We start from the raw sequence: 21,220 nt of genomic DNA, 5'->3' as shown, positions 1-21,220 counted from the left end.
GCTGGTTAAATCAGAGCTTTTTACTCTGATTTAAGCGGCTTTTGTGCGTTTTATTGAATTTATTGGTTGCGCAGTTTGAATTTGGCAGCTTAGCGGCTCGTTGATCGTTTCATATAATTGTGATAGCCTGAATTTATGTTGTTAAGAGGGAAGCAGATTTCATGCGAGGAGAGGTCGATAGTGTTGCAATTACATGTTACGAACAGTCCTTTTAACGAGGAACAGGTTGATCTTCTAAACCGCCTTCTGCCGTCACTGACGCAGACCCAGCAGATTTGGCTCGGCGGCTATATATCCGCAATAACACTGCAGGGCATATCCGTTGACTCCACTACTGCGCCGGCTGTGCCTGCAACATCCGTTCCGGGTGCTGCAATTGCTTCAGCAGCATCAGCTGCGATTGCCCAGCCGTCCTTTTCCCGCGATATCACTGTACTCTTCGGATCGCAGACCGGCAATTGCCAGCGTCTCGCCTCCAGCCTGTCAGGCAAGCTGAAGGAGCAGGGTTTCGAGGTCACCGTATCTGCAATGAACAGCTTTAAGCCGAATGCACTGAAGAAGGTGGAGAACCTGCTGATTCTGGTCAGCACTCATGGTGAAGGTGAACCGCCGGATAATGCGCGTTCGCTTCACGAATTTCTCTATAGCAAAAGAGCGCCCCAATTGAATCATTTACGGTATTCGGTGCTGGCACTCGGGGATACCTCTTATGAATACTTCTGCCAGACGGGCAAGGATTTCGATCAGAAGCTGGAAGAGCTGGGCGGCCAGCGTCTAAGCCCTCGTGCAGATTGCGATCTGGACTATGACGAGCCGGTCGCTGATTGGATGGAACAAGTGATTACCGCCCTTAACGGTGCCCAGAGTGCCCCCGCTATTGCTGAAGAGGCCGTACTTGCTGCCGAACACGCGGAATCGCTGCAATCGGCATACTCCCGCAATCATCCTTTTCAGGCAGAGGTACTGGAGAATCTGAATCTGAACGGACGCGGCTCAGACCGTGAAACCCGCCATCTGGAGCTGTCGCTGGCAGGTTCTAACATGACCTTCGAACCTGGTGACTCGCTGGGAGTCTATCCCGAGAATCATCCCCGGCTGGTAGAAGAGATTATTGCCGCTATGGGCTGGAACTCCGGGGAAACCGTTCCCCTGAACAAAAAAGGTGAAGAGGGCACCCTTCATGAAGCGCTTCTCCGCCATTATGAAATAACTGTCCTTACCAAACCGCTGCTGGAGCAGGCAGCGAAGCTGTCAGCGGCTCCCGCGCTGCATGAACTGCTGCTGCCGGACCGTTCCAAGCAGCTGAAAGAATATATCCAGGGTCGCGATCTACTCGACCTGATTCAAGATTTCGCGCCATGGGGAGTACCCGCCCGCAGCTTCGTCACCATACTGCGCAAGCTGCCGGCAAGACTATACTCCATCGCCAGCAGCTATAATGCCAATCCTGAAGAGGTTCACTTCACCGTGCGGGCGGTACGGTATGAGTCCCATGGACGTGAACGCTATGGTGTCTGCTCGGTTCACTGCGCAGAGCGTGTACAGCCAGGTGACACATTGCCGATATACATCCAGAACAATCCGAATTTCAAGCTTCCGGCAAATCCCGATGTGCCAGTGATCATGATCGGACCCGGTACGGGAGTCGCGCCATTCCGCTCGTTCCTGGAAGAACGTGAGGAGCAAGGTGCAGAAGGCAAGACATGGCTGTTCTACGGAGACCGTCATTTTGTGACGGACTTCCTCTACCAGACAGACTGGCAGCGGATGCTGAAGGACGGCGTGCTGAATAAGCTGGATGTGGCCTTTTCCCGGGATACAGAAGAGAAAGTCTATGTGCAGCACCGCATTTTGGAGCATAGTCAAGAGCTCTATGCCTGGCTGCAGGATGGTGCCCATGTCTATGTCTGCGGGGATGAAAAGCATATGGCCCACGATGTGCACGCAGCGCTGATCAGCGTTATTCAGGAGGAAGGCGGACTAAGCCCCGAAGCAGCAGCCGCCTATCTGGACAATCTGCAGCAGGAGCAGCGTTACCAGCGCGATGTGTACTAAACCTTAACAAACAGTGAATGCGGGAGGAGACTTGCAGCAATGGCGAATAATGAATCAGTGGTGAAGCCCATCGGCGGCCCGCCTAGTGATGTAGAACATATTAAGCTTGAGAGCAATTACCTGCGGGGAGCCCTTGTGGAGACGTTGAAGAACCCGATCACCGGGGGGCTGCCGGAGGATGATAACCGGTTGCTGAAGTTCCACGGCAGCTACATGCAGGATGACCGGGATTTGCGCAGTGAACGGGAACGCTCGAAGCTGGAGCCGGCCTTTCAGTTCATGTTGCGTGTAGTTGCACCGGGTGGTGTGGCTACTCCGGCACAATGGCTGGTTATGGATGAATTGGCACATAAATATGGCAATGGTACCTTACGGCTGACGACAAGACAGGCGTTTCAAATGCACGGAGTGCTCAAATGGAATTTGAAAAAGACCATCAAGACCATCAACGATACGCTGATGACGACCCTCGCTGCTTGCGGTGACGTTAACCGCAATGTGATGAGCGGTCCCAATCCGTACCAGTCCGAGGTTCATGGCGAGGTCTATGAGTGGGCACGCAAGATCAGTGATCATTTGGCACCGCGTACCCCTGCCTACCATGAAATTTGGCTGGACGGTGAAAAGGTAGTGGACAGCAAAGACGGAGCAGAGGTCGAACCGATCTACGGCCCGGTCTATCTGCCCCGCAAGTTCAAAATCGGCATCGCGGTCCCTCCATCCAATGATGTGGATGTATTCTCCCAGGACCTTGGCTTTATCGCAATTCTGGAAAATGGCAAGCTGGCAGGATTCGACGTTACGGTTGGCGGCGGTATGGGGATGACTCATGGGGATACAAGCACGTATCCGCAGCTTGGACGGGTGATAGGCTTCTGCCGGCCGGAGCAAATGATTGATCTGGCGGAGAAAACCGTTACGATCCAGCGCGACTTCGGTAACCGGTCGGTCCGTAAAAATGCCCGTTTCAAATACACCATTGACCGCCATGGTCTGGAGTGGTTTACCGGTGAATTGCAGAACCGCTTAGGCTGGGAGCTTGAACCGGCAAGGGGCTTTCACTTCGACCATAACGGCGACCGTTACGGCTGGGTGAAAGGTGTGAACGGCAGATGGAACCTGACGCTGTATATCCAGAGTGGACGGATTCATGACACGGAGAGCAGCAAGCTCATGACAGGCCTGCGGGAAATCGCCAAAATCCATGACGGAGACTTCCGGCTGACCCCCAATCAGAATCTGATTATAGGCAATGTCAGCAGTTCGAAGAAACGCAAGGTTACCGAACTCGCCAAGCAGTATGGATTGACAGAGGGTGCGCATCATTCGGCTCTGCGGCGCAGCTCGATGTCCTGTGTAGCGCTGCCGACCTGCGGACTGGCCATGGCCGAGGCGGAACGTTATTTGCCGCTGCTGCTGGATAAGCTGGAGCTGATCATCGATGAAGCTGGACTTCGGGATGAAGAAATTGTGATCCGCATGACGGGCTGCCCGAATGGCTGCGCCAGACCGGCGCTAGGTGAGATCTCGTTCATCGGTAAGGCTCCGGGCAGATATAATATGTATCTGGGAGCAGGTTTTACCGGCGACCGTCTCAATAAGCTGTATAAGGAAAATATCGATGAACAGGAAATTCTGGCAACACTTGAACCCATCATCCATCACTACGCCAGGGAGCGCCAAAGCGGCGAGCACTTTGGGGATTTTGTAATCCGCAGCGGATACGTCAAGGCGGTTACCTCTGGACTTCATTTCCACGACTGATTCATAAACTTAACGAACCCGTTTCCTTCCTTAAGGAGGCAGGGTTCGTTTCTTTTTGAAAATATAAGAATTTATATGCTTCACGCATTAAATTATCCTTCTATTGCCGTTTCTGCTTATGAATTCAGATTAAATTTGGATTTTTGGCGAATATCTTTCATAATATAGAGAAGAACGACCAAACCATAACCAAGAGCCATTATTGTAAGTAATGTGTTCTGTACAGAAGAGGCGAAACGAATGATCATCATGAAAACGATGGAAGAGATCGAAAAAATGCGGGCAGCCGGCAAAATTCTTGCGGAATGCCACCGGCAAATCGCTCAAATCATTAAGCCCGGAATTACAACCTGGGAAATTGACCAATTTGCAGAGAAATTCATTCTCTCCCAAGGAGCTACCCCGGAGCAAAAAGGCTATCACGGCTATCCTTACGCGACCTGCGCATCTGTAAATGATGTGATCTGCCACGGATTTCCGAAGCATGAGGAGCTGAAAGACGGCGACATCGTAACCATTGATATGGTTGTGAACCTGAATGGCTGGCTGGCAGATTCGGCTTGGTCCTATGCCATCGGCAATATTAGCGAACAGGCGGAGAAACTGCTGAATACGACCAAAGAGTCTTTGTTCAAAGGTATCGAGCAAGCGGTCGCCGGCAACCGGATTGGGGATGTTGCCCATGCGATACAGGTCTATGCCGAGTCGAACGGCTTCTCAGTTGTACGTGATTTCATCGGTCACGGTATTGGCTCCGAAATGCATGAAGCACCTGAGGTACCTCACTATGGACCCGCAGGGAAAGGACCAAGACTCAAAGAAGGCATGGTATTTACCATTGAGCCGATGCTGAATACCGGAAGCTACCGCACTAAGGTAGATGCGGACGGGTGGACTGCCCGCACGATCGATGGAGGACTGTCAGCCCAGTATGAGCATACACTGGCCATCACTCCACAGGGCACCATTATCCTGACTGAGCTGTAAACCGTTGTACCCGAACCCCGGGCGATTCCCTTCTCATAAGGGAACGTCCGGGGTTTTTACTATAATTAGCACTACCTGGAGAGTATAGAATACATATCCTGATGGAAGCGGTGATCTGGAATTAGGGAGACTTAGGCTTCGGCTAATCCGCTCAAGATTACAATGGGCTTATTAAGGGTACAAATGGGTATTCTGTGCGACACACATTCATTACAGGAGGTTCAAATATGAAACAACCGATCAGCAGCTCCAAGACGGCTATCCTGGGGATTGGGACGGCATTGCCGGTCCACTCCATCTCACAGACAGACGTTGCCGATTTGATTGCTTCGTCCCTGCAGGACAGTGTTATGTGCGGATTTAACCGGCAAGTACCTAAAGGGGGAGGTAAGCTACGCCGAATGGCAAAGTGAATATTCGAAGAGCGCGGAACGTGAATTTACACAGCTGCTTAGGAGAGCAAGGAGGATCCAGAGGCTGGCTTTTGCCAAAACCAACCGTCTGTACCCGGGCATCGCACGGATTTTCCCCGGTTTGGTCTCTTATCTGGTAAAAGCTACAAGGTTATCTGAAGCGGATATTCTTCGTAAATAGAACAAGGGCACTGGAATACAAACTTATCAGAAAATATGCTGGCATTCGTGTTTTTATTATTTTTTTTGACACGGATCGAGCTTCTGATAGGTTTTTTTGTTGTGTGTGTGTCGGAATTCACGGCTGAATGAAAATGTAATGCATATAATGGTAAGGTTTCAAAGCTGAATCAGAATAGAGGACGAAGAATGGCAGTAGATAAACATTGCAAAAATCTGCACAAGGTACCCAGCCCCGAGCAGTGCATGGACCATTATGGCTGCATTTATGAAAACAACCATCTGATTACTTTGCTGGTGGATCCGGCAGACGGATCGATTACTGATGCCAACAGGGCAGCCTGTGAATTCTACGGATACCCTATCCGCATCTTTCGGAAACTTCATATTACGGATCTGCAGGCCGACCCGTATGCCGGATTAGAGGATTTTATTGCAAAAGGAATGCCCGGCGATAACAATGGGGCTAACAGGGTCTTTATGGACAGGCATCTGCTTGCGGGGGGGCAGGTTATTGATGTAGAGATCCATACCGGCATGATGTCCATGCTCGGGAGGTCAAGTGTCTACACAGTTGTTCATGACGTCAGCGAGCGGGTCCGCTCGGAACAGCGGCTTCGTGAGAGTGAAGAGAGATATAGGGATCTGGTTGAGCTCTGTCCTGAAGCTATCATGGTCTACAGCGGAGGCACCATCCTGTTTGCCAACAAACAAACAGAAAAAATGTTCGGTAAAAAGAAACAGGAGCTGATCGGACAAAGAATTGAATCTTTTTTTAACGAGCAATACATAAAGAGCGCCAAATATAACAAGCTTATGACCTGGGGTTCAATCGCCAAAGAGAGATTTCGCTTCGAACAGCGCTTCATCCGGCACGACAGCCGCGTTTTTGATGTGGAGATCTCAGGTGTGCCGATTATCTATGAGGAAGAAAAGGCGCTGCAGCTGGTGCTGAGGGACATCACGGAGAGCAAAAAGGAAGTGGAGCGGGCAGTCAAGCTGCAGGATCACCGGCATGCTGTAGTTTTTCCGCTGGAGGACAAGGCGGAACTGGAGAAGCTGTATATTCCGGCCCGGACGCTGAGCGGCGATTTCTTCATTTTTCATAAGATTGATGAGGAAAGGGTAGTTGGAATGATTGGTGATGTTACGGGCAAGGGAATCACCGCCGCACTGAACATCTCTGCCCTTCGGGTGTTGTTTGCGGATTGTATGGAGGTTACTGATGATCCGCTGCAGGTGATGAAGGAATTGAACCAGAAAGCAATACTGCATCTGGGCGAGGATTATATTGCGGGCTGCTGCTTTTGTCTGGATTTTGGAACCGGCTTGCTGAAGGTAGCAGGTGCTGGGATCAATGAATTCATCCATGTGCCGAAGGACCGGGAAGGCAAGTGCATTACCGTCAAAGGCGCGCCGTTAGGCATGTTCGGAGACAGTGAATTTGAGGAGAAATGCATATCCTTTCAATCTGGAGACCGTTTTTGCTTTTACAGCGACGGGATGGAGCTTCTCTTTGACAGCCAGGAACTGAGCGGCAGCTATGAATATCTGACGGACCGGATTGCGGGAGCTTCATTACAGGATGACTGCACCTGGCTTAGCCTATCTATTAAGTGAATGAAGGAGCGGATTATGAGAGCTGTTCAGAAGGAAATTAGAATCCATGGTTTGGAGCAGCATCAGCGAATTATTGACGGAATTATCGAAGAGCTTCATTTGGAGGCTTGTGCGTTTGACATTCGGCTGATTCTGATCGAAGCCATTACCAATGCTTATTACCATGGTAATCATAGCGATGCTACCAAGCCGATTATTATCAGGTATCTGCTGAGCGGCGAGCAGCTTGAACTTCAGGTGGAAGACTCCGGGGAAGGAGCAGGCACAGTGGTATTCCCGGACATGATCAGCAGTGACGAGCTGCTTGATGAAGGCGGAAGAGGTCTGTACCTGATCCGCTGCTTCTCCGATCAAGTGGACATGATTCACAACACGATGTACATCAGTAAATGCGTAAATCCCTCGTAGACAGAAGAAGGAGAGAGTCCCGTGAAGTTAAGTCTAAAAGTTAAAATGAGTATTCTGCTGTTTTTGATTATTAGTGTGCCTTTGTCCATTTCGGGTATCATTTCGTATAATCAAGCCTCTACCGCGCTGCAAAAAACGATCGAAGAGCAATTGCGCGATACCACTGCCTCAGTTGCCCAATCTGTCGATTCGGAGCTAACAGCCGTAAGTAATTATCTTGGGATTGCCGGTCAAAATGATACGCTGGCAAGCTTTGCGGGTAATCCGGCAGGCAAGACGGCGAAAAGCCTGGCATATTCTTATATCTCCGGTTTACAAAAGGATCAAGCGAAGCTGCTGGAATCTATCGTCATAGCCGGCAATGACGGACAGGTATTGCTGACCAGCAGTTCTGTGAATCCGAATCTTAGTGTTCAGGACCGGGATTATTTCAAACAAGCCCTGCAGGGAAAAGAAAGTGTGAGCGAAGTTCTCGTCTCTGAAGAAAGCGGTCATAATATTGTGGCTATTGCCCGCCCGCTGGAGCAGAATGGACAAATTACAGGGGTGCTGATCGGAACTGTTCTGTTCGATAACCTTACCGCTCCAGTAGCCAAGGTCAAGGTTGGAGACAGCGGATATGGATATATGGTCGACCGCACTGGCCTGATTATATATCATCCCAAGAAGGAGAAGATTCTGAAAGAGACGCTTGACGGGAACAGTAATAAGGAACTTAATGCAATCTTTCAGGTTATGAAAAACGGCAAGGCTGCTGACGGATTCTACACCTATGAAGGTGTTCATAAGTATGTAACCTTTCAGCCTGCCGGAAACTGGATAGTGGCCACTACTGCCAATGTTCAGGACTACATGGCTCCAGCGATTAATATCCGCAGCATGACAATAATTATCACTTTAGCCTGTATAGTGATCGCCCTGCTTGTGGCTTATTTTTTCACCACCCGCAGCATTGTCAATCCGATTATCAGGCTGGAGAAGGCAATGTCTCTTGCAGGAGAAGGCGACCTGACTGTCCATACTTCTATCCGCACAGGAGATGAGCTGCAGGAGCTGAGTGAGGCATTCAATACGATGATTGACAAACAGGATGCCATCATTGAGAAAGTAAGGGCAGGTTCGATCTCCTTAACTTCCATGTCCCAAGAAATGGCGGCCTCTTCGGAGGAGATTAGCGCATCGATTCAGGAAATCAGCTCGAGTACTCAGGAGATTGCCGCCGGCGCAGAGAATAACAATCAGTCCGTAATCAACGCCTCCCAGGTGCTGGTTCAGCTCTCCAGTCTGGTGCAGCTGGCTCAGAGTAAGGCGTCTGCTACTTCCGGTAATGCGGATCTGACTAATCAGGCGGCCCAGCGCGGAAGAAAACAGGTGATGAATACGGTCGAAGCCATGAACATTATCAGCAACAGCACACAAGAAACCGAAGATCAGCTACAGGAGGTGAGTGAACTCTCAGGCAAGGTGTCGTCAATTATTGGTACGATCAATGCTATCGCCGGTCAAACCAACCTGCTGGCCCTGAATGCAGCCATAGAAGCTGCCAGAGCCGGTGAGGACGGCAGGGGCTTCAGTGTGGTAGCTGAAGAAGTGCGGAAGCTCGCCGATGAAACCCACAGGCAGGCCAGTGAAATTTCTGTTCTGGTGAATGATATGGTCACACGGATTACCCAGGCAGTAGCCTCCATGAGAGGAGCTTCGGAGGCGGTTGAAGGCGGTGTTCGCGAAGTGACTGAGACGGATCACGTTTTCGTGCATATTATCAATTCCGTGGAGCTTATTACGGACAGTGTCCGCGAGATTCTGGATATTACCCGGGACGAGGTAGCAACCTCAGATCAGATTATCAAACTGATTGATTCGATGGGGACCATTTCGGAAGTGGCGGCAATCAATAGTGAGAACGTATCAAGTGCTACAGAAGAACAGGCGGCAACGGTCACAAACTTTGCGGCTTCTGCCCAGGAAGTAAGTGCCATGGCGTATGAACTGGAAACGCTCGTAGAGAAATTTATAATCAGGGGTGAATAGCTTGAGCGAGATTACAATCAAAATGCCGGAGATGTTCTCCGTGGAAGAAGCCAGCGACTTCAGAGAAAAGGTTAAGGAATATATTGATAAGGGGACTTACAGCTTTGTTCTTGATTTCAGTACATGCGCCTTTATCGACAGCACCGGGCTTGGAGTGATCGTCAGCTCCTACAAGAAATGTGTGGAGAACGGCGGTACAATCAAGCTTCAGTCGCTGAATGCCAATGTACGGAAGATATTCGAACTCACCCGTCTGACCCATGTATTTGAGATTCTCTAACATAAGCTATTCACACAAACAGCGGCTATGCCGTCCCACCCGGGACTGCACAGCCGCTGTTTGTGTATACTGGCGTACATGAAGGTCTGCTAATCGGTAATGTTCCGGGTGTAATATTCAATAATGTCCTTCCGGCGGATAATGCCCAGGAAGATGCCCTTGTCATCGACAACCGGAACAAAATTCTGATCCGCAGCCAGCGTCAGCATATCCTCCATCTGAGCGTGAATCCCGACACTTTCGTTGTGAACATGACGCTGAATATCGCCTACGGTCACATCCCGCATGTTCTCAAAGCTTAATCCTGCCGTATCCTTCAACTTCCACAGCAAGTCCCCTTCGGACAAGGTTCCCACATATTTACCTTCTTCATCAATAATGGGGATGGCAGAATAATAATGATTCTCCAATTGTACCAGGGCCTCCAGCATGGTCATGGAGGAGGTAATAAACGATACCTGGTCCTTGGGCAGCAAAAAAGCAGATATTTCCATTGATGTAGGCTCCTTTACAGCGGAATTTGCCGATAACGGTATTCTTATTAAAACACAGATTGGGATGAAAGCGCATAAAAAAATGGTATTGCCGGTGCTTTAATCTGCATGAAAAAAGGATACAGCATCTCAAAAATCGCTCAGAGATCTATATCCTTAACAGTATTTGGATGACTGGGGTGAGAAGTTAAGCGTGGTCGCCGCTTTGGCCGCCATCATGACTTAACTGCCAGATGATCCCGAATTTGTCCTTGAGACTGCCGTAACATTTGCTCCAGAAGGTCTCCTGCAGTTCCATAATAACAGTACCGCCTTCTTTGAGCTTATCGTACCATGCTTTGATTTTACCGGTATCGGCATTCATCAGCGTGAGATTAATGTTATTTCCTTCTGTATAAGGCATGCCGGGAAAGACATCCGAGAACATCACTTGACTTCCGTCAATGAATAGCATAGCGTGCATTACCAGATCCTTGGCTTCCTCGGGAAGAGGGTGGGAAGGGTCCGGAGGTGCCTCTCCAAAAGTCATGATCTGCGGAGGCTCCGTACCAAACACATCTGCATAAAACTCTACAGCTTCACGGGCGTTTCCGTTAAAATTGAAGTATACATTAATCGCCACAGGCTTCACTCCTCAAAAGTGGTTAATGTAAAGCGAACGCTTTATTTTCACATTGTATCATGTACTTGTCCATTTAGAAATATACGGTGCTATCAGGGAGGAACTCATGAATATTTACGGATGTGATTTCAGCGGGGCCAAGAATCCGGAGGGGAAAATATTCATTGCCCGGGGCCAGCTGGCAGGCCATACGTTGACGATTGAACGGGTGACCGGCTGTGAGGATCGTCTGGATCTGGCGCATTACATCAAAGAGAGCAAGGCTCCATGGGGTATGGACTTTCCATTTTCCATCCCGGAGTATTATTTGCAGAACCAGTATGATTCTTCGTGGAGAAATTTTGTGGCAGGGGCTTATGAGGACAGCCGAGAGGTGTTCAGGGACAGGTTCGGTGTTATCCATAGCGGCAAGAACAACCGGGATTTGCGGTTTACAGACATAGCTCTCCAAGCTAAAAGCCCGGTTTCCTCGACTCCCATAGCGATGCATGGCATGTTATTTGGCGGCCGCAAGCTGCTCCATCATCTTCAGCACGATGTCTGTGTCTATCCATTCGACCCCTTACAGAAGACGCTATCAAGATTATACGAAGTCTACCCAAGCCATGGATGGAAATCCTTAGGCCTAAAAAGCAGCGAGCCCGGCGCTTTCCAGGAGTTGCAAGCGGTCTTTAAGGCAAACGTAGATGTCGGGTTTGATGTTACTGTGTCCAGGGAAGCTATGCAAGGGGCGCTTACCGCAGGTACGAAGCCTAATCTCCATGCTATGGACGCGGTGATGGCTTGTATCGAGATGGGCTATTGCCTTTGGAAATACAACCTGGAAGAGGATTGGGAGCAGCGTCCGGCCTTTGCCGCGGGAAAAGAGTGGGAGCAAAGGTCGCTGGAAGGACTTGCCGTGAGATTACGTTGATCAGAGGGCTGGCAGAAGAGTCTTTGGGCTGCATAACCATAACCTGCCTTGCGGATGATCTGTAATAATCAGCTATGGGTGCCTTTCTATCTTCAGATGGACACCTGCGGGTGGTTTCAATATACTGGAGGAAAGTATTGGGACTGATGTGTTGACCTGAGGCAAAGGAGGATGGAATCGTGAATACGGACATCGCGGGCCGAAGACTGGCTAATCAGTTTATTCGCAGCTCTGCCTCTATGAAGCCGGAGGAGGTTGTCCGGAGATTAGGGGCTCTGCAGGCCCAGGATTATCTGCAGGCTGTGTGGGCGATTGGCCTCCGGACGCCTTCCGCCACGCTGGCCCAGGTTGAACGGGCAGTAGCGGAGCGAAAGATTGCGTTAACCTGGACGCTGCGGGGAACGATTCATTTCGTGCCGCCGGAGGATGTGAAATGGCTGCTGCAGCTATGTGCTCCGCGTCTCTTAAGGCAGGCTGTGCGGAGAATGGAGCAGCTGGAGCTGGATGAGAAGACCCTGGGACATGCCAGAAAAATCATCTATAAAGCACTCAAGAATGGCGGAAGTATACGGCGTCCGGATATGCTTGAGCTGCTTGAGTCAGAAGGTATCCGCACCGGCGGGCAGCGCGGTTATCATATTTTGTGGCATAGCGCTTATAGTGGGCTGATCTGCTTTGGTCCGCGCAGTGGCAAACAGCAAACCTTTGTGCTGCTCGACCAGTGGGTGGAGCATTCCCGGGAACTGTCCTTCGAGGAATCGCTCTCCGAGCTGGCCTTGCGCTATTTTACAGCTCATGGACCGGCTACCGTACAAGATTTTGCCTGGTGGGCCGGATTAACGCTAACAGAAGCCAGAGCCGGGCTGGACGCGGTGAAGAGCAAACTTGAGACCGATGTATTCTCAGGCACTGAGTACTGGAGTCCAGCTTCATCCGGAGGACACATGCCAGCAACCTCTGAGGTTCATTTGCTTCCCGGCTTCGATGAATATATTCTCGGCTATAGCGACCGCAGTGCTGTGCTTGAGCCTGAGACCGCCCCGCTTATCGTACCGGGTAATAATGGTGTGTTTTTACCGACGATTGCCGCAGGCGGGCAGATCATCGGTACATGGAAACGAACCGTCAAGACCAAAGGGGTTGACCTGAAATTCAGTCCCTTTACCAAGCTGGCACAGGACCATGAAGAGAGGCTGATGTTGGCCGCTGAGCGGTATGCTGCTTTTCTTGGACTTCCTGTCCTTACAATAATGAGATAGAGGTGTAGTGATGAGTGAATTTAGCGAAAGCTATCATCTGCGTTCGTCAGACCGGGAAGATGTTGTGAGGCTGCTCCGGGCTTCCGGAAATACAGGATATGTTTTTCCCGAAACCAACGGCTGGATCACCTTCGTCATTGAGGGCTCTGATTTTGATCTGAACCAGCCGCTGCTTGAACATAATCCTGCGACGCTGGTGCATTACATATACGCCGAGGATCATGGCTTTGAGGTCGGTGTATTTTGGAAGAATGAAGTTGTTTTTGAATTTGAGTGCGATTGGAACGAGGACATTGAGATCCGGAGGTACACCGGCAATCTTGATGTGATTAAAGAACTGGTGCTGCTGCAAGGTAACTCCACTACTGGTATTGAAGAATTATTCAAAGCGGAGAGCATGTTCTCCGATATCACACCTGCCTATGAGCTCGCTGAGCGGATCGGACTGGTTCATTACGCTTGGCTGTCAGCAGATTATGCAGAGACCAACGATACAGAAGTGTATATTCTGCCTGTCAAGTAGAACCAGAAGCAGGACAACCCAATGAAGAGGAAGTGTGGACCTTGGAAGATTACACTTTATTATTGGAACAGCTTTTGCAGCAGGAGCGGAATTTGCAGTTCAGCACATTTACCAATCAGACAGCCATCCGGCTGGGCAATGCCATTGTGGAGAGAGCTGCATCAATGGATAAGCTGATCGTGGTAGACATCCGCAAGAATGGCCAAGTTCTGTTCCATGCCAAAATGAATGACACGGGTCCGAACAACGACCGCTGGATTGCCCGTAAAATAAACACAGCCAACCATTTCGGCCACTGCTCTTACTATATGCATGTATTGTATAAATCATGGAACACCACAATTCAGGACAATGCCTTCGTTGATCCCATGGAGTATGCCGCTGAGGGCGGATGTTTCCCTGTATATATCAGGAACGCAGGTCAGGTCGGAACGATTTCGGTCTCCGGATTATCCGGTGAGGAGGATCATGAGATGATCGTCAGTGTGCTTGAGCCCTTCCTTAAGGCGGAGCAGGATTAATCTATTCCAAAAATGAATTCCAGTATTTCCATACCAAACGGGCGTTCTGCAGCCATATCCCTGGCCGTGTGAGCGCCTTTTGTATGTGTTCTTCCAGGCTGGTACGAAAATGGTGGGAATGGCAATAAACAAAGCAGGAATAATCTGGACTGATATCGAATAGTTTCGTTCATCAACAAAATTCGACTTTTCAATTATAAGAGGGGTTATCGCCATGTTTAAAAAAAATAAAACGTTCTTCCTCATCCTGACTTTTGCTCTGATCTTTCTGCTTCCCTTGATTGGGAGCCTGGTCAAGTGGAAGGGGCTGCCGCCGGGGTATGGTGATTTTCCTGCTCAAAAAGTAGAGGCGGACCCTGGTTTCAGCCTGCTGTACTTTTCCCTGGCCTGTATTGTCGCGCTGCTGATTACATTAATTCTGGTTTTTCCCCGGTGGTTCGGCTTCAAAAAGGTTCAGGAAACTTCCGTACCGAAAGACGGGGCAACTCCTTTTCCTGTCTGGTTCTGGTGGAGCCTGCCAGTGCTTGCCGTCAGCTGGTTCCTGATGTGGGCCCGGGTCAAGCTGTTCATTTCGCTCGAATACTACACTTTTGTACCATTATGGTGGTCGTTCATATTAATTCTGGACGGATTGGTGTATAAAAGAAATAAAGGCGCTTCGATCATTTCGCGCAAACCGCATGTGATGCAACTGCTGGCTGTAGTGTCCTGCTTCAGCTGGTTTGCATTTGAATATCTTAATTTCTTTGTGATTGAGAACTGGTATTATCCGAATAATGAGGTGTTCTCGAACTTTGGCAATGTGTTCTGGTTCTCGCTGTCGTATACGACAGTGCTTCCGGCAATCTTTGAATGGTACCTGCTGCTTAAGACTTTTAGCGCGTTCAGGAACCGCTATCGGAATGGTCCGAAATTCAACGTCTCCCGGATTTTTCTGATCATCTACTATGTGATAGGGCTAATATTGGCTTTTGGGATGGGGTATTATCCATATGTGCTGTTCTGGGTGTTGTGGGTGGCGCTTGTCCCGATGCTCTCCGCAGCAATGGCACTTGTGGGATTCTGGACGCCCTTTACTCCGGTTAAGAACGGAGACTGGTCCAGTGTCATTCTGATTGGGCTTGCCACACTGTTTAACGGATTCTTTTGGGAGTTCTGGAATTTCGGCAGTGAGTGGTTCCATGATTCTATGCCAACCAATCCTAACTACTGGAAGTACTCCGTACCTTATTTGGACAAATTTCATATATTCTCAGAGATGCCCGTCCTGGGGTATTTCGGTTATCTCTTTTTTGGGCTGAACTGCTGGATTATCTGGCTGATTGCTGCCTATATCTTTAAGTTTGATGCGGATATTGAAGTGACGGGAGAACAGAGCTAAAGGTGGAGTGGGTATGGTTGTGTTTGACCGATATGAGGTACTGGAGACGATTTCTGATCAATATATAAAATCCGTATACAGAAGTATCGATTCCGTAACGGGTGAATCGGTCATTCTGAAAGTACTTAAGCCGGAATATGCCGGAACGGAAGCTGTGATGAGGTTCAAGCAGGAGTACAAGCTGCTCAAGGAGCTGAGCGAGAACACGAGCGGTGTCATCAAGCCATACAGGCTGGAGGAGCAGAATAACTCCTACATTATGGTGCTGGAGGATATTCACGGACGTTCGCTCAAAAGAATAATGGCGGAGGATCAGCCGGAGCCAGAGGTACTGATACAGCTGGCGGTTCGGATCGTAGATATTCTGGGGGCGATTCACGAGCGGAATGTCATTCACAAGGATATCAAGCCTTCCAATATCATTTGGAACAGGGATCAGAACATTGTACAAATTATTGATTTCGACCTTGCGGTGAAGCTGTCCAGGGAGAAGCGGGATTTTCAGAACAATGGTGTACTGGAAGGCAGCCTGCTGTATATTTCACCCGAGCAGACCGGCAGGATGAACCGCAATGTGGACTATCGAAGTGATTATTATTCCTTGGGCATAGTCCTCTATGAGATGATGACGGGCAAGAAGCCTTATGATGCGGGAGAGATGCTGGAGCAGATCTACTCCATTATTGCCAAAGAAGCAGTCCCTCCGTATAAGGCAACCGGGGGAAGGGTCTCAAGCAGTCTGTCAGCAGTGATCATGAAGCTAATGGAAAAGTCTTCGGAGGACCGGTACCGCAGCGCATATGGAATCAAAGCGGACTTGAAGAAATGTCTGGCTGGCCAGGAGAACTTCGTAGTCGGTGCAGAGGACCGGCTGAATATCTTTCGGATTCCGCAGCGGTTATATGGACGCGATCAGGAGCTTGGGCGCCTCGTAGAATCGTTCCGTAGAAGTGTCAAGGGCAGTACACAACTGATGCTGGTCACCGGTGAAGCCGGAGTGGGGAAAACTGCACTGGTCCATGAGCTGCACAAGTACATAAGTCAGGAGAAGGGACTTTTTGCAGAAGGAAAGTTCGATCAGTATAACCAGAACATCCCTTACAGTGCCATTATTCAGGCATTCCGGCGGTTAACCAGCCAGTTAATGGATAGTCCTGATGAGAATCACAAGGCCTACCTCAAGGAGACATTAGCCAAAGCTCTCGATGGGAATGGCAATCTGATTGCCGGTCTGATTCCTGAACTGGACACCTGGATTGGCATTCAGCCGGAGATGGAGTTGCTGAATCCGGCTGAAGAAACTAACCGGTTCTATCTTACCTTTGCCAAGTTCATCGAAGGAATTACGCATAACGAGAAACCATTGGTGCTGTTTCTGGATGATGTGCAGTGGGCGGATTATTCCAGTCTGCAGCTGATCGAGAAGCTGCTGCTGGGCCATCAGCTGCAAAAGGTTCTTATTGTCTGCTCTTACCGGCAGAATGAAATTTATGAGGGGCATCCGCTGTTCAGTACGATCTCCGCCATTGAGGTTAGTCATGAGGTTGGAAGCATAATCCTAAATTCCTTATCTGAGGCACAGGTTGGTAGTCTGGTAGCCGATACATTGTTCACTACACCCTCCCGGGTTCAGGAACTTACGGAAGTAATTTATATGCGGACCAAAGGAAATGTCTTTTTTGTAAAAGAAATTCTCAAGGATTTGTACAGGAGTGGGTATTTGTACTTTGACGAGTCGGAAGGATTATGGGCCTGGCAGACTCAGCGGATTGTCAGCTTGCCGGTGAACGAGAGCGTGGTCGATTTCCTGATGCTGAAGCAGCAGGAGCTTCCACAGAATGTGCGGAGAATACTGATGCTTAGCGCAGCGGTGGGTAATGTATTCGATTTTGGAATATTGGCCCTGATTGCTGATGAACCGCTTGAGGTGGTTGCTCATGCCATAGCCACAGCAGTGGAAAATGAGTTTGTTTTACCAGAGGACTACCGGTACGCCCGGATGTCCAGCTTCCTGTCGGCACCGGAAGAAGTGGCATTGCAGAATCTGGATATCCAATTCAAATTTGCGCATGACCGGATTCAGCAGTCGTTTTACCAGATGCTTGACGGCGGGGAACGGGCTGCTCTGCATCTGGCCATCGGCCGTTTGCTGCTTGAGCGCCTGAGTCACGGGGAGATCGAAGGAATTATCGTTGATATTGCCGCACACCTGAATAAAGGGCTGGACAGGCTGTCCGGCAAGGCCGAAGCTGATAAAGTGATCAGGATTAATCTAAGAGCCGCGCGCAAGGCCAAGGCAGCCTTCGGTTATGACTCGGCTTTCCGGTTGCTGGAAGCGAATATCGGGCTGATGGAAGAGTCATCCTGGGAAGAGGACGGGACGTGTGCGGCAGAGATTTACCAGTTATATACGGAATGCGGATATCTTACTCATCAGGTTGAAGCAGCCGATTCGGCATGTGCGGTCCTGATCAAGCATACCAGTGACAGATTGGCCCTCGCCCAAATCTATGAAATGCAGGCCAATCATTACATGTACCTGGGAATGATGAAAGAGTCCATAGCCTCGGGAAGGCTGGGGTTATCTACACTTGGCGTTCATATTCCTGCCCGGGTAGGCATGGCATCTGTTCTTAAGGAGCTCGTGAAAATCAAAACCGCGCTGCGGGGAAAAACGGTTGATCATATTTTTGAAGCTGAAGAGATGAAAGACCCGGAAATGAAGCTGGTGATGCGGCTATTGATCAATTTTATTCCTCCAGCCTTTATTTCCGGAGAAACCTCACTGTTCGGGCTGGTTGTTCTGAAGAAGGTGGGACTTACCCTGAAGCACGGCAATGCTCCAGAGTCAGCGCTCGCGTTCATCGGTTATGCGATGCTATTGTCCGGATTTGGAGACTCCAAGGGAGCTTTTGACTATGGGCGTCTGGGGATTCGAATCAATGACAAGTTCAACGATCTGCAATGGAAAGGCGCGGCATATGTATTATATACGCTGTTCTGTCATACCTGGACCGAACCTTGGGATACGCTGCATGAGTGGTACACTACCTCCATTGATGCGAGTCTGCGTACAGGAGATTTACTCTATCTGGCCCATTCCTGCTTCTATGTGAACCTGTGGAATCCAGGGATGGATATTCCCACGAATCTGCAGGAGAGCGTCAGAATGATTGCCATGATCGAGAACACGAAATACAAAGAGTCCTTAGCCACCGCCCGGTTGTCCCGGCAATACCTGCTGAATCTATCGGGCGAGCTGGAAGACCGCTTATCCTTTGACAGTGCAGACTTCAGTGAAGCGGCCTATCTGGAGGAGCTGGAGGCAGCCAAATATTACTCCGGGATCGCAATCTACTATATTTATAAAATGAAACTGCTGTTCACCTATGAGAACTACACCGATTCTCTGGCTTATATCGAGAAAGCTTACCCGATCATCGGCACACTTGCCGGATCAGCGTTTATGGAAGAGTTCGCCCTCTATACGTTCTTGAATTTGGCCTATGCCTATAAAGATTTGGGTGCTACACGGAAAAGGCAAGCCAAAGCCAGAATGCGCAAGGAGTACCGCCGGGTACTCAAATGGGCCAAACATGCGCCCGGAACCTTCCGGCAGCATGAGATGCTAATGAAGGCTGAATGGGCCAGAATGGCAGGACGTGATGATGAAGCTGGACAGTATTATGATATGGCGATCGAGGCCAGCGAGCAGGGAGGTTTTGTACGGTACAAGGCGCTCAGCAATGAGCTGGCTGCCCGCTTTTATTATCAAAAGGATTTCAAGGAGTTCGCCGGTTATTTGCTGAGACAATCGGAATATTATTATTCCGTATGGGGTGCGAAAGGTAAAATTGCCTTTATGGGCGAAAGATACTCGGATATGATCACAAGAATTAATGCCAAAGAGTTCATGAGCGGCCGTACGATAACGGATTACACAGAAAGCCTGGATTTGAACTCCATGATTCTGGCTTCACAGGCGATCTCCAAGGAGATCGAGCTGAACAATCTGCTGGAAGCGCTGATGCAAATCGTCATTAAGAATGCAGGAGCGCAAAGAGGCTGCATTGTGATGACCTCCAAAACCAATCTGCTCGTCGAAGGGGAATACCGGCCGGTTGAAGACCGGATTACAGTAGCGGTGCATGACCGGACAAGGTACGATCATTTGCCATATTCGATCCTGAAGCAGGTGGAGGAAAGCAGCGAGAGTGTGATCTACAATGATGCGTTCTCTGAAACGCCGTTCGTAAATGATCCCTATATTGTCAAACACCGCCCTAAATCGATGGTCTGCATGCCGCTGATCAACCAGAACAAGACCATTGCTGTCATTTATCTTGAAAACAACCTGATGACGAGTGTATTTACTGAGCAACGGATGAAGATTATTAATTTGCTGTCTCGGGAAATGGTCTTCTCGCTGGAAAATGCCACTCTGTATTCCGAACTTGAGCGCTCAGAGGAAAAGTACCGGGAACTGGTTTACAATTTGCAGGACGGCGTCTTTATTACCCAGGACAAAATATGCAAATACGTCAATGGGGCTTTGGCCCAGATGCTCGGTTATGAGGCGGAAGAAATGGTGGGGCAGCCTTTTGAAAAATTCGTGAGTCTTCCTGAACGGGATAAGGTGTTGCATTATTACGCCAGAAGGGTTGAAGGGAAACAGGTTCCATTTGAATACGAAACCAAATTGATTCACAAAGACCAGAACCGTGAGGTCATAGTGATCCACAAGGTCACACGGATCAATTATATGAACCAGCCGGCCATTCAGGGTACCGTCAAGGACATCACAGAACGGAAGAAGGCGGAGCAGGAGCTTCTTAGACATAAAGAGCATCTGGAGGAGCTGGTAGCTGAGCGGACCAAGGAGCTGGAGCTGAATAATGAAGAGCTGAATAAGTACATTCAGCTGATTGAAAAGATATCTATCACCGATGAGCTTACAGGTCTCTATAACCGCAGATATTTTAATAAGCTCCTAGTGATTGAAGTGGAAAAAGCTGCAGCAGCCCAACAATATCTGACCTATATGATGCTCGATATTGATTATTTCAAGAAATATAATGACACGTATGGGCATTTTGAGGGTGATACCGTATTGCGCAGAGTCGGGAGACTGCTGCAAGAGCTGTCCGAACATGCGAGTGGATTTGCCTTTCGGCTGGGGGGGGAAGAGTTCGGTATCATAGTCAGCGGGTTCACCCCGCAGCAGTCAAGGGAATATGCCGAGAATATCAGAAGAAGCATTGCTGATCTGGGAATCGAGCATGCGCTGAGTACGGATTATGGAATCATTACCGTTTCTATTGGAGTGGCTACGATTCATGTGGATTATATTCGTGAAGGCGATCTCTATAAGCTTAGCGATGATGCGCTATATCAGTCCAAAGCCAATGGCAGAAACTGCGTAACTCTGTTTGAGGAGCCAGAGGGAGCCGACAATCTATAAAAGTTGCTGAAGGGGCTGTCCCAAAAGTAGTTTTCTACGAGTAGAGACAAACCCTTCTCATTTTCAAAACCGTAAAAAGGTCAAAAGAGCAACGATTCTCCCGTCACTGGAGAAATGTTGCTCTTTGTTTTTGGTCATTTGCAGCTTGCTTCAAGAGATTGTGGGCAAGGCAAAGCCAACCGACCTCAAGCGTCACTTTTTCCATGCCGCGAAGCAGAAAGCGCCGGAAGCCCCGGTTATTTTTCAGTTGTCCAAATACACTTTCCGGTTCCGTCATTCGGCGTACGGCCAGGCCGTAACCTTCCTCA

At 49.3% G+C, this 21,220-nt stretch carries 17 protein-coding genes; 14 read left to right on the top strand and 3 right to left on the bottom strand.

The window, feature by feature from the left end:
- Positions 1-183: 183 nt before the first annotated feature.
- The 8 genes from A3849_RS31150 to A3849_RS31115 all read left to right on the top strand — a co-directional run bounded on the left by A3849_RS31150 (position 184) and on the right by A3849_RS31115 (position 9,738).
- A complete protein-coding gene (locus A3849_RS31150) occupies positions 184-2,055 on the top strand; it encodes an assimilatory sulfite reductase (NADPH) flavoprotein subunit (RefSeq protein WP_074115038.1) in 1,872 nt (623 codons plus the stop codon).
- Positions 2,056-2,094: 39 nt separating this feature from the next.
- Positions 2,095-3,819: an assimilatory sulfite reductase (NADPH) hemoprotein subunit gene (cysI, locus tag A3849_RS31145; protein WP_074114916.1), complete on the top strand. Its 1,725-nt coding sequence runs from the start codon at positions 2,095-2,097 to the stop codon at positions 3,817-3,819.
- A gap of 240 nt (positions 3,820-4,059) precedes the next feature.
- On the top strand, positions 4,060-4,806 hold the full coding sequence (gene map / locus A3849_RS31140) for a type I methionyl aminopeptidase (protein ID WP_074107602.1): 747 nt from the start codon (positions 4,060-4,062) through the stop codon (positions 4,804-4,806).
- Positions 4,807-5,033: 227 nt separating this feature from the next.
- The gene (locus A3849_RS33270) at positions 5,034-5,219 is read left to right on the top strand and encodes a hypothetical protein (RefSeq protein ID WP_074114915.1); all 186 of its coding nucleotides are present in this window, start codon (positions 5,034-5,036) and stop codon (positions 5,217-5,219) included.
- Between the two features lie 369 nt (positions 5,220-5,588).
- Positions 5,589-7,019, top strand: a complete 1,431-nt coding sequence (locus tag A3849_RS31130; protein WP_074114914.1) for a SpoIIE family protein phosphatase — start codon at positions 5,589-5,591, stop codon at positions 7,017-7,019.
- A gap of 15 nt (positions 7,020-7,034) precedes the next feature.
- Positions 7,035-7,427 (top strand): ATP-binding protein, encoded by a 393-nt coding sequence (locus tag A3849_RS31125; RefSeq protein ID WP_074115037.1) that lies wholly within the window; start codon positions 7,035-7,037, stop codon positions 7,425-7,427.
- Between the two features lie 21 nt (positions 7,428-7,448).
- Entirely contained in the window at positions 7,449-9,458 is a 2,010-nt protein-coding gene (locus A3849_RS31120; RefSeq protein ID WP_074114913.1) for a methyl-accepting chemotaxis protein, read from the top strand.
- Position 9,459: 1 nt separating this feature from the next.
- Positions 9,460-9,738, top strand: coding sequence for an STAS domain-containing protein (locus A3849_RS31115; RefSeq protein WP_218619285.1), 279 nt, complete (start codon positions 9,460-9,462; stop codon positions 9,736-9,738).
- A gap of 89 nt (positions 9,739-9,827) precedes the next feature.
- Here the strand turns inward: A3849_RS31115 and A3849_RS31110 are convergent, their stop codons facing one another.
- Together A3849_RS31110 and A3849_RS31105 are read right to left on the bottom strand one after the other, a co-directional pair.
- The gene (locus tag A3849_RS31110; protein WP_074114912.1) at positions 9,828-10,232 is read right to left on the bottom strand and encodes a CBS domain-containing protein; all 405 of its coding nucleotides are present in this window, start codon (positions 10,230-10,232) and stop codon (positions 9,828-9,830) included.
- Between the two features lie 187 nt (positions 10,233-10,419).
- Positions 10,420-10,854: a VOC family protein gene (locus tag A3849_RS31105; protein ID WP_074114911.1), complete on the bottom strand. Its 435-nt coding sequence runs from the start codon at positions 10,852-10,854 to the stop codon at positions 10,420-10,422.
- Between the two features lie 106 nt (positions 10,855-10,960).
- On the opposite strand from A3849_RS31105, the gene A3849_RS31100 reads away from it, so the two are divergent.
- From A3849_RS31100 to A3849_RS31075, 6 genes are all read left to right on the top strand, one after another.
- Positions 10,961-11,767, top strand: a complete 807-nt coding sequence (locus A3849_RS31100) for a hypothetical protein (protein WP_074114910.1) — start codon at positions 10,961-10,963, stop codon at positions 11,765-11,767.
- A 179-nt stretch (positions 11,768-11,946) separates the two neighbouring features.
- Positions 11,947-13,026: a winged helix DNA-binding domain-containing protein gene (locus A3849_RS31095; protein WP_256701130.1), complete on the top strand. Its 1,080-nt coding sequence runs from the start codon at positions 11,947-11,949 to the stop codon at positions 13,024-13,026.
- Between the two features lie 10 nt (positions 13,027-13,036).
- Positions 13,037-13,549 carry a hypothetical protein gene (locus A3849_RS31090; RefSeq protein WP_074114908.1) on the top strand — a complete coding sequence of 171 codons (513 nt, stop codon included), beginning with the start codon at positions 13,037-13,039 and terminating at the stop codon, positions 13,547-13,549.
- Positions 13,550-13,590: 41 nt separating this feature from the next.
- Positions 13,591-14,070 carry a heme-degrading domain-containing protein gene (locus tag A3849_RS31085; protein WP_074114907.1) on the top strand — a complete coding sequence of 160 codons (480 nt, stop codon included), beginning with the start codon at positions 13,591-13,593 and terminating at the stop codon, positions 14,068-14,070.
- 214 nt (positions 14,071-14,284) lie between these two features.
- Positions 14,285-15,451: a small-conductance mechanosensitive channel gene (locus tag A3849_RS31080; protein WP_074114906.1), complete on the top strand. Its 1,167-nt coding sequence runs from the start codon at positions 14,285-14,287 to the stop codon at positions 15,449-15,451.
- A gap of 13 nt (positions 15,452-15,464) precedes the next feature.
- On the top strand, positions 15,465-20,912 hold the full coding sequence (locus tag A3849_RS31075) for a diguanylate cyclase domain-containing protein (RefSeq protein ID WP_074114905.1): 5,448 nt from the start codon (positions 15,465-15,467) through the stop codon (positions 20,910-20,912).
- 103 nt (positions 20,913-21,015) lie between these two features.
- On the opposite strand, the gene A3849_RS31070 is transcribed toward A3849_RS31075, so the two are convergent.
- Positions 21,016-21,220 (bottom strand): transposase (locus A3849_RS31070; protein WP_178382651.1); only part of this gene is annotated, 205 nt, incomplete at its 5' end.

Source organism: Paenibacillus sp. P46E, from assembly GCF_001909095.1.
GTDB lineage: Bacteria > Bacillota > Bacilli > Paenibacillales > Paenibacillaceae > Paenibacillus_AQ > Paenibacillus_AQ helianthi.
This window is presented reverse-complemented; position numbering and strand designations above follow the sequence as displayed.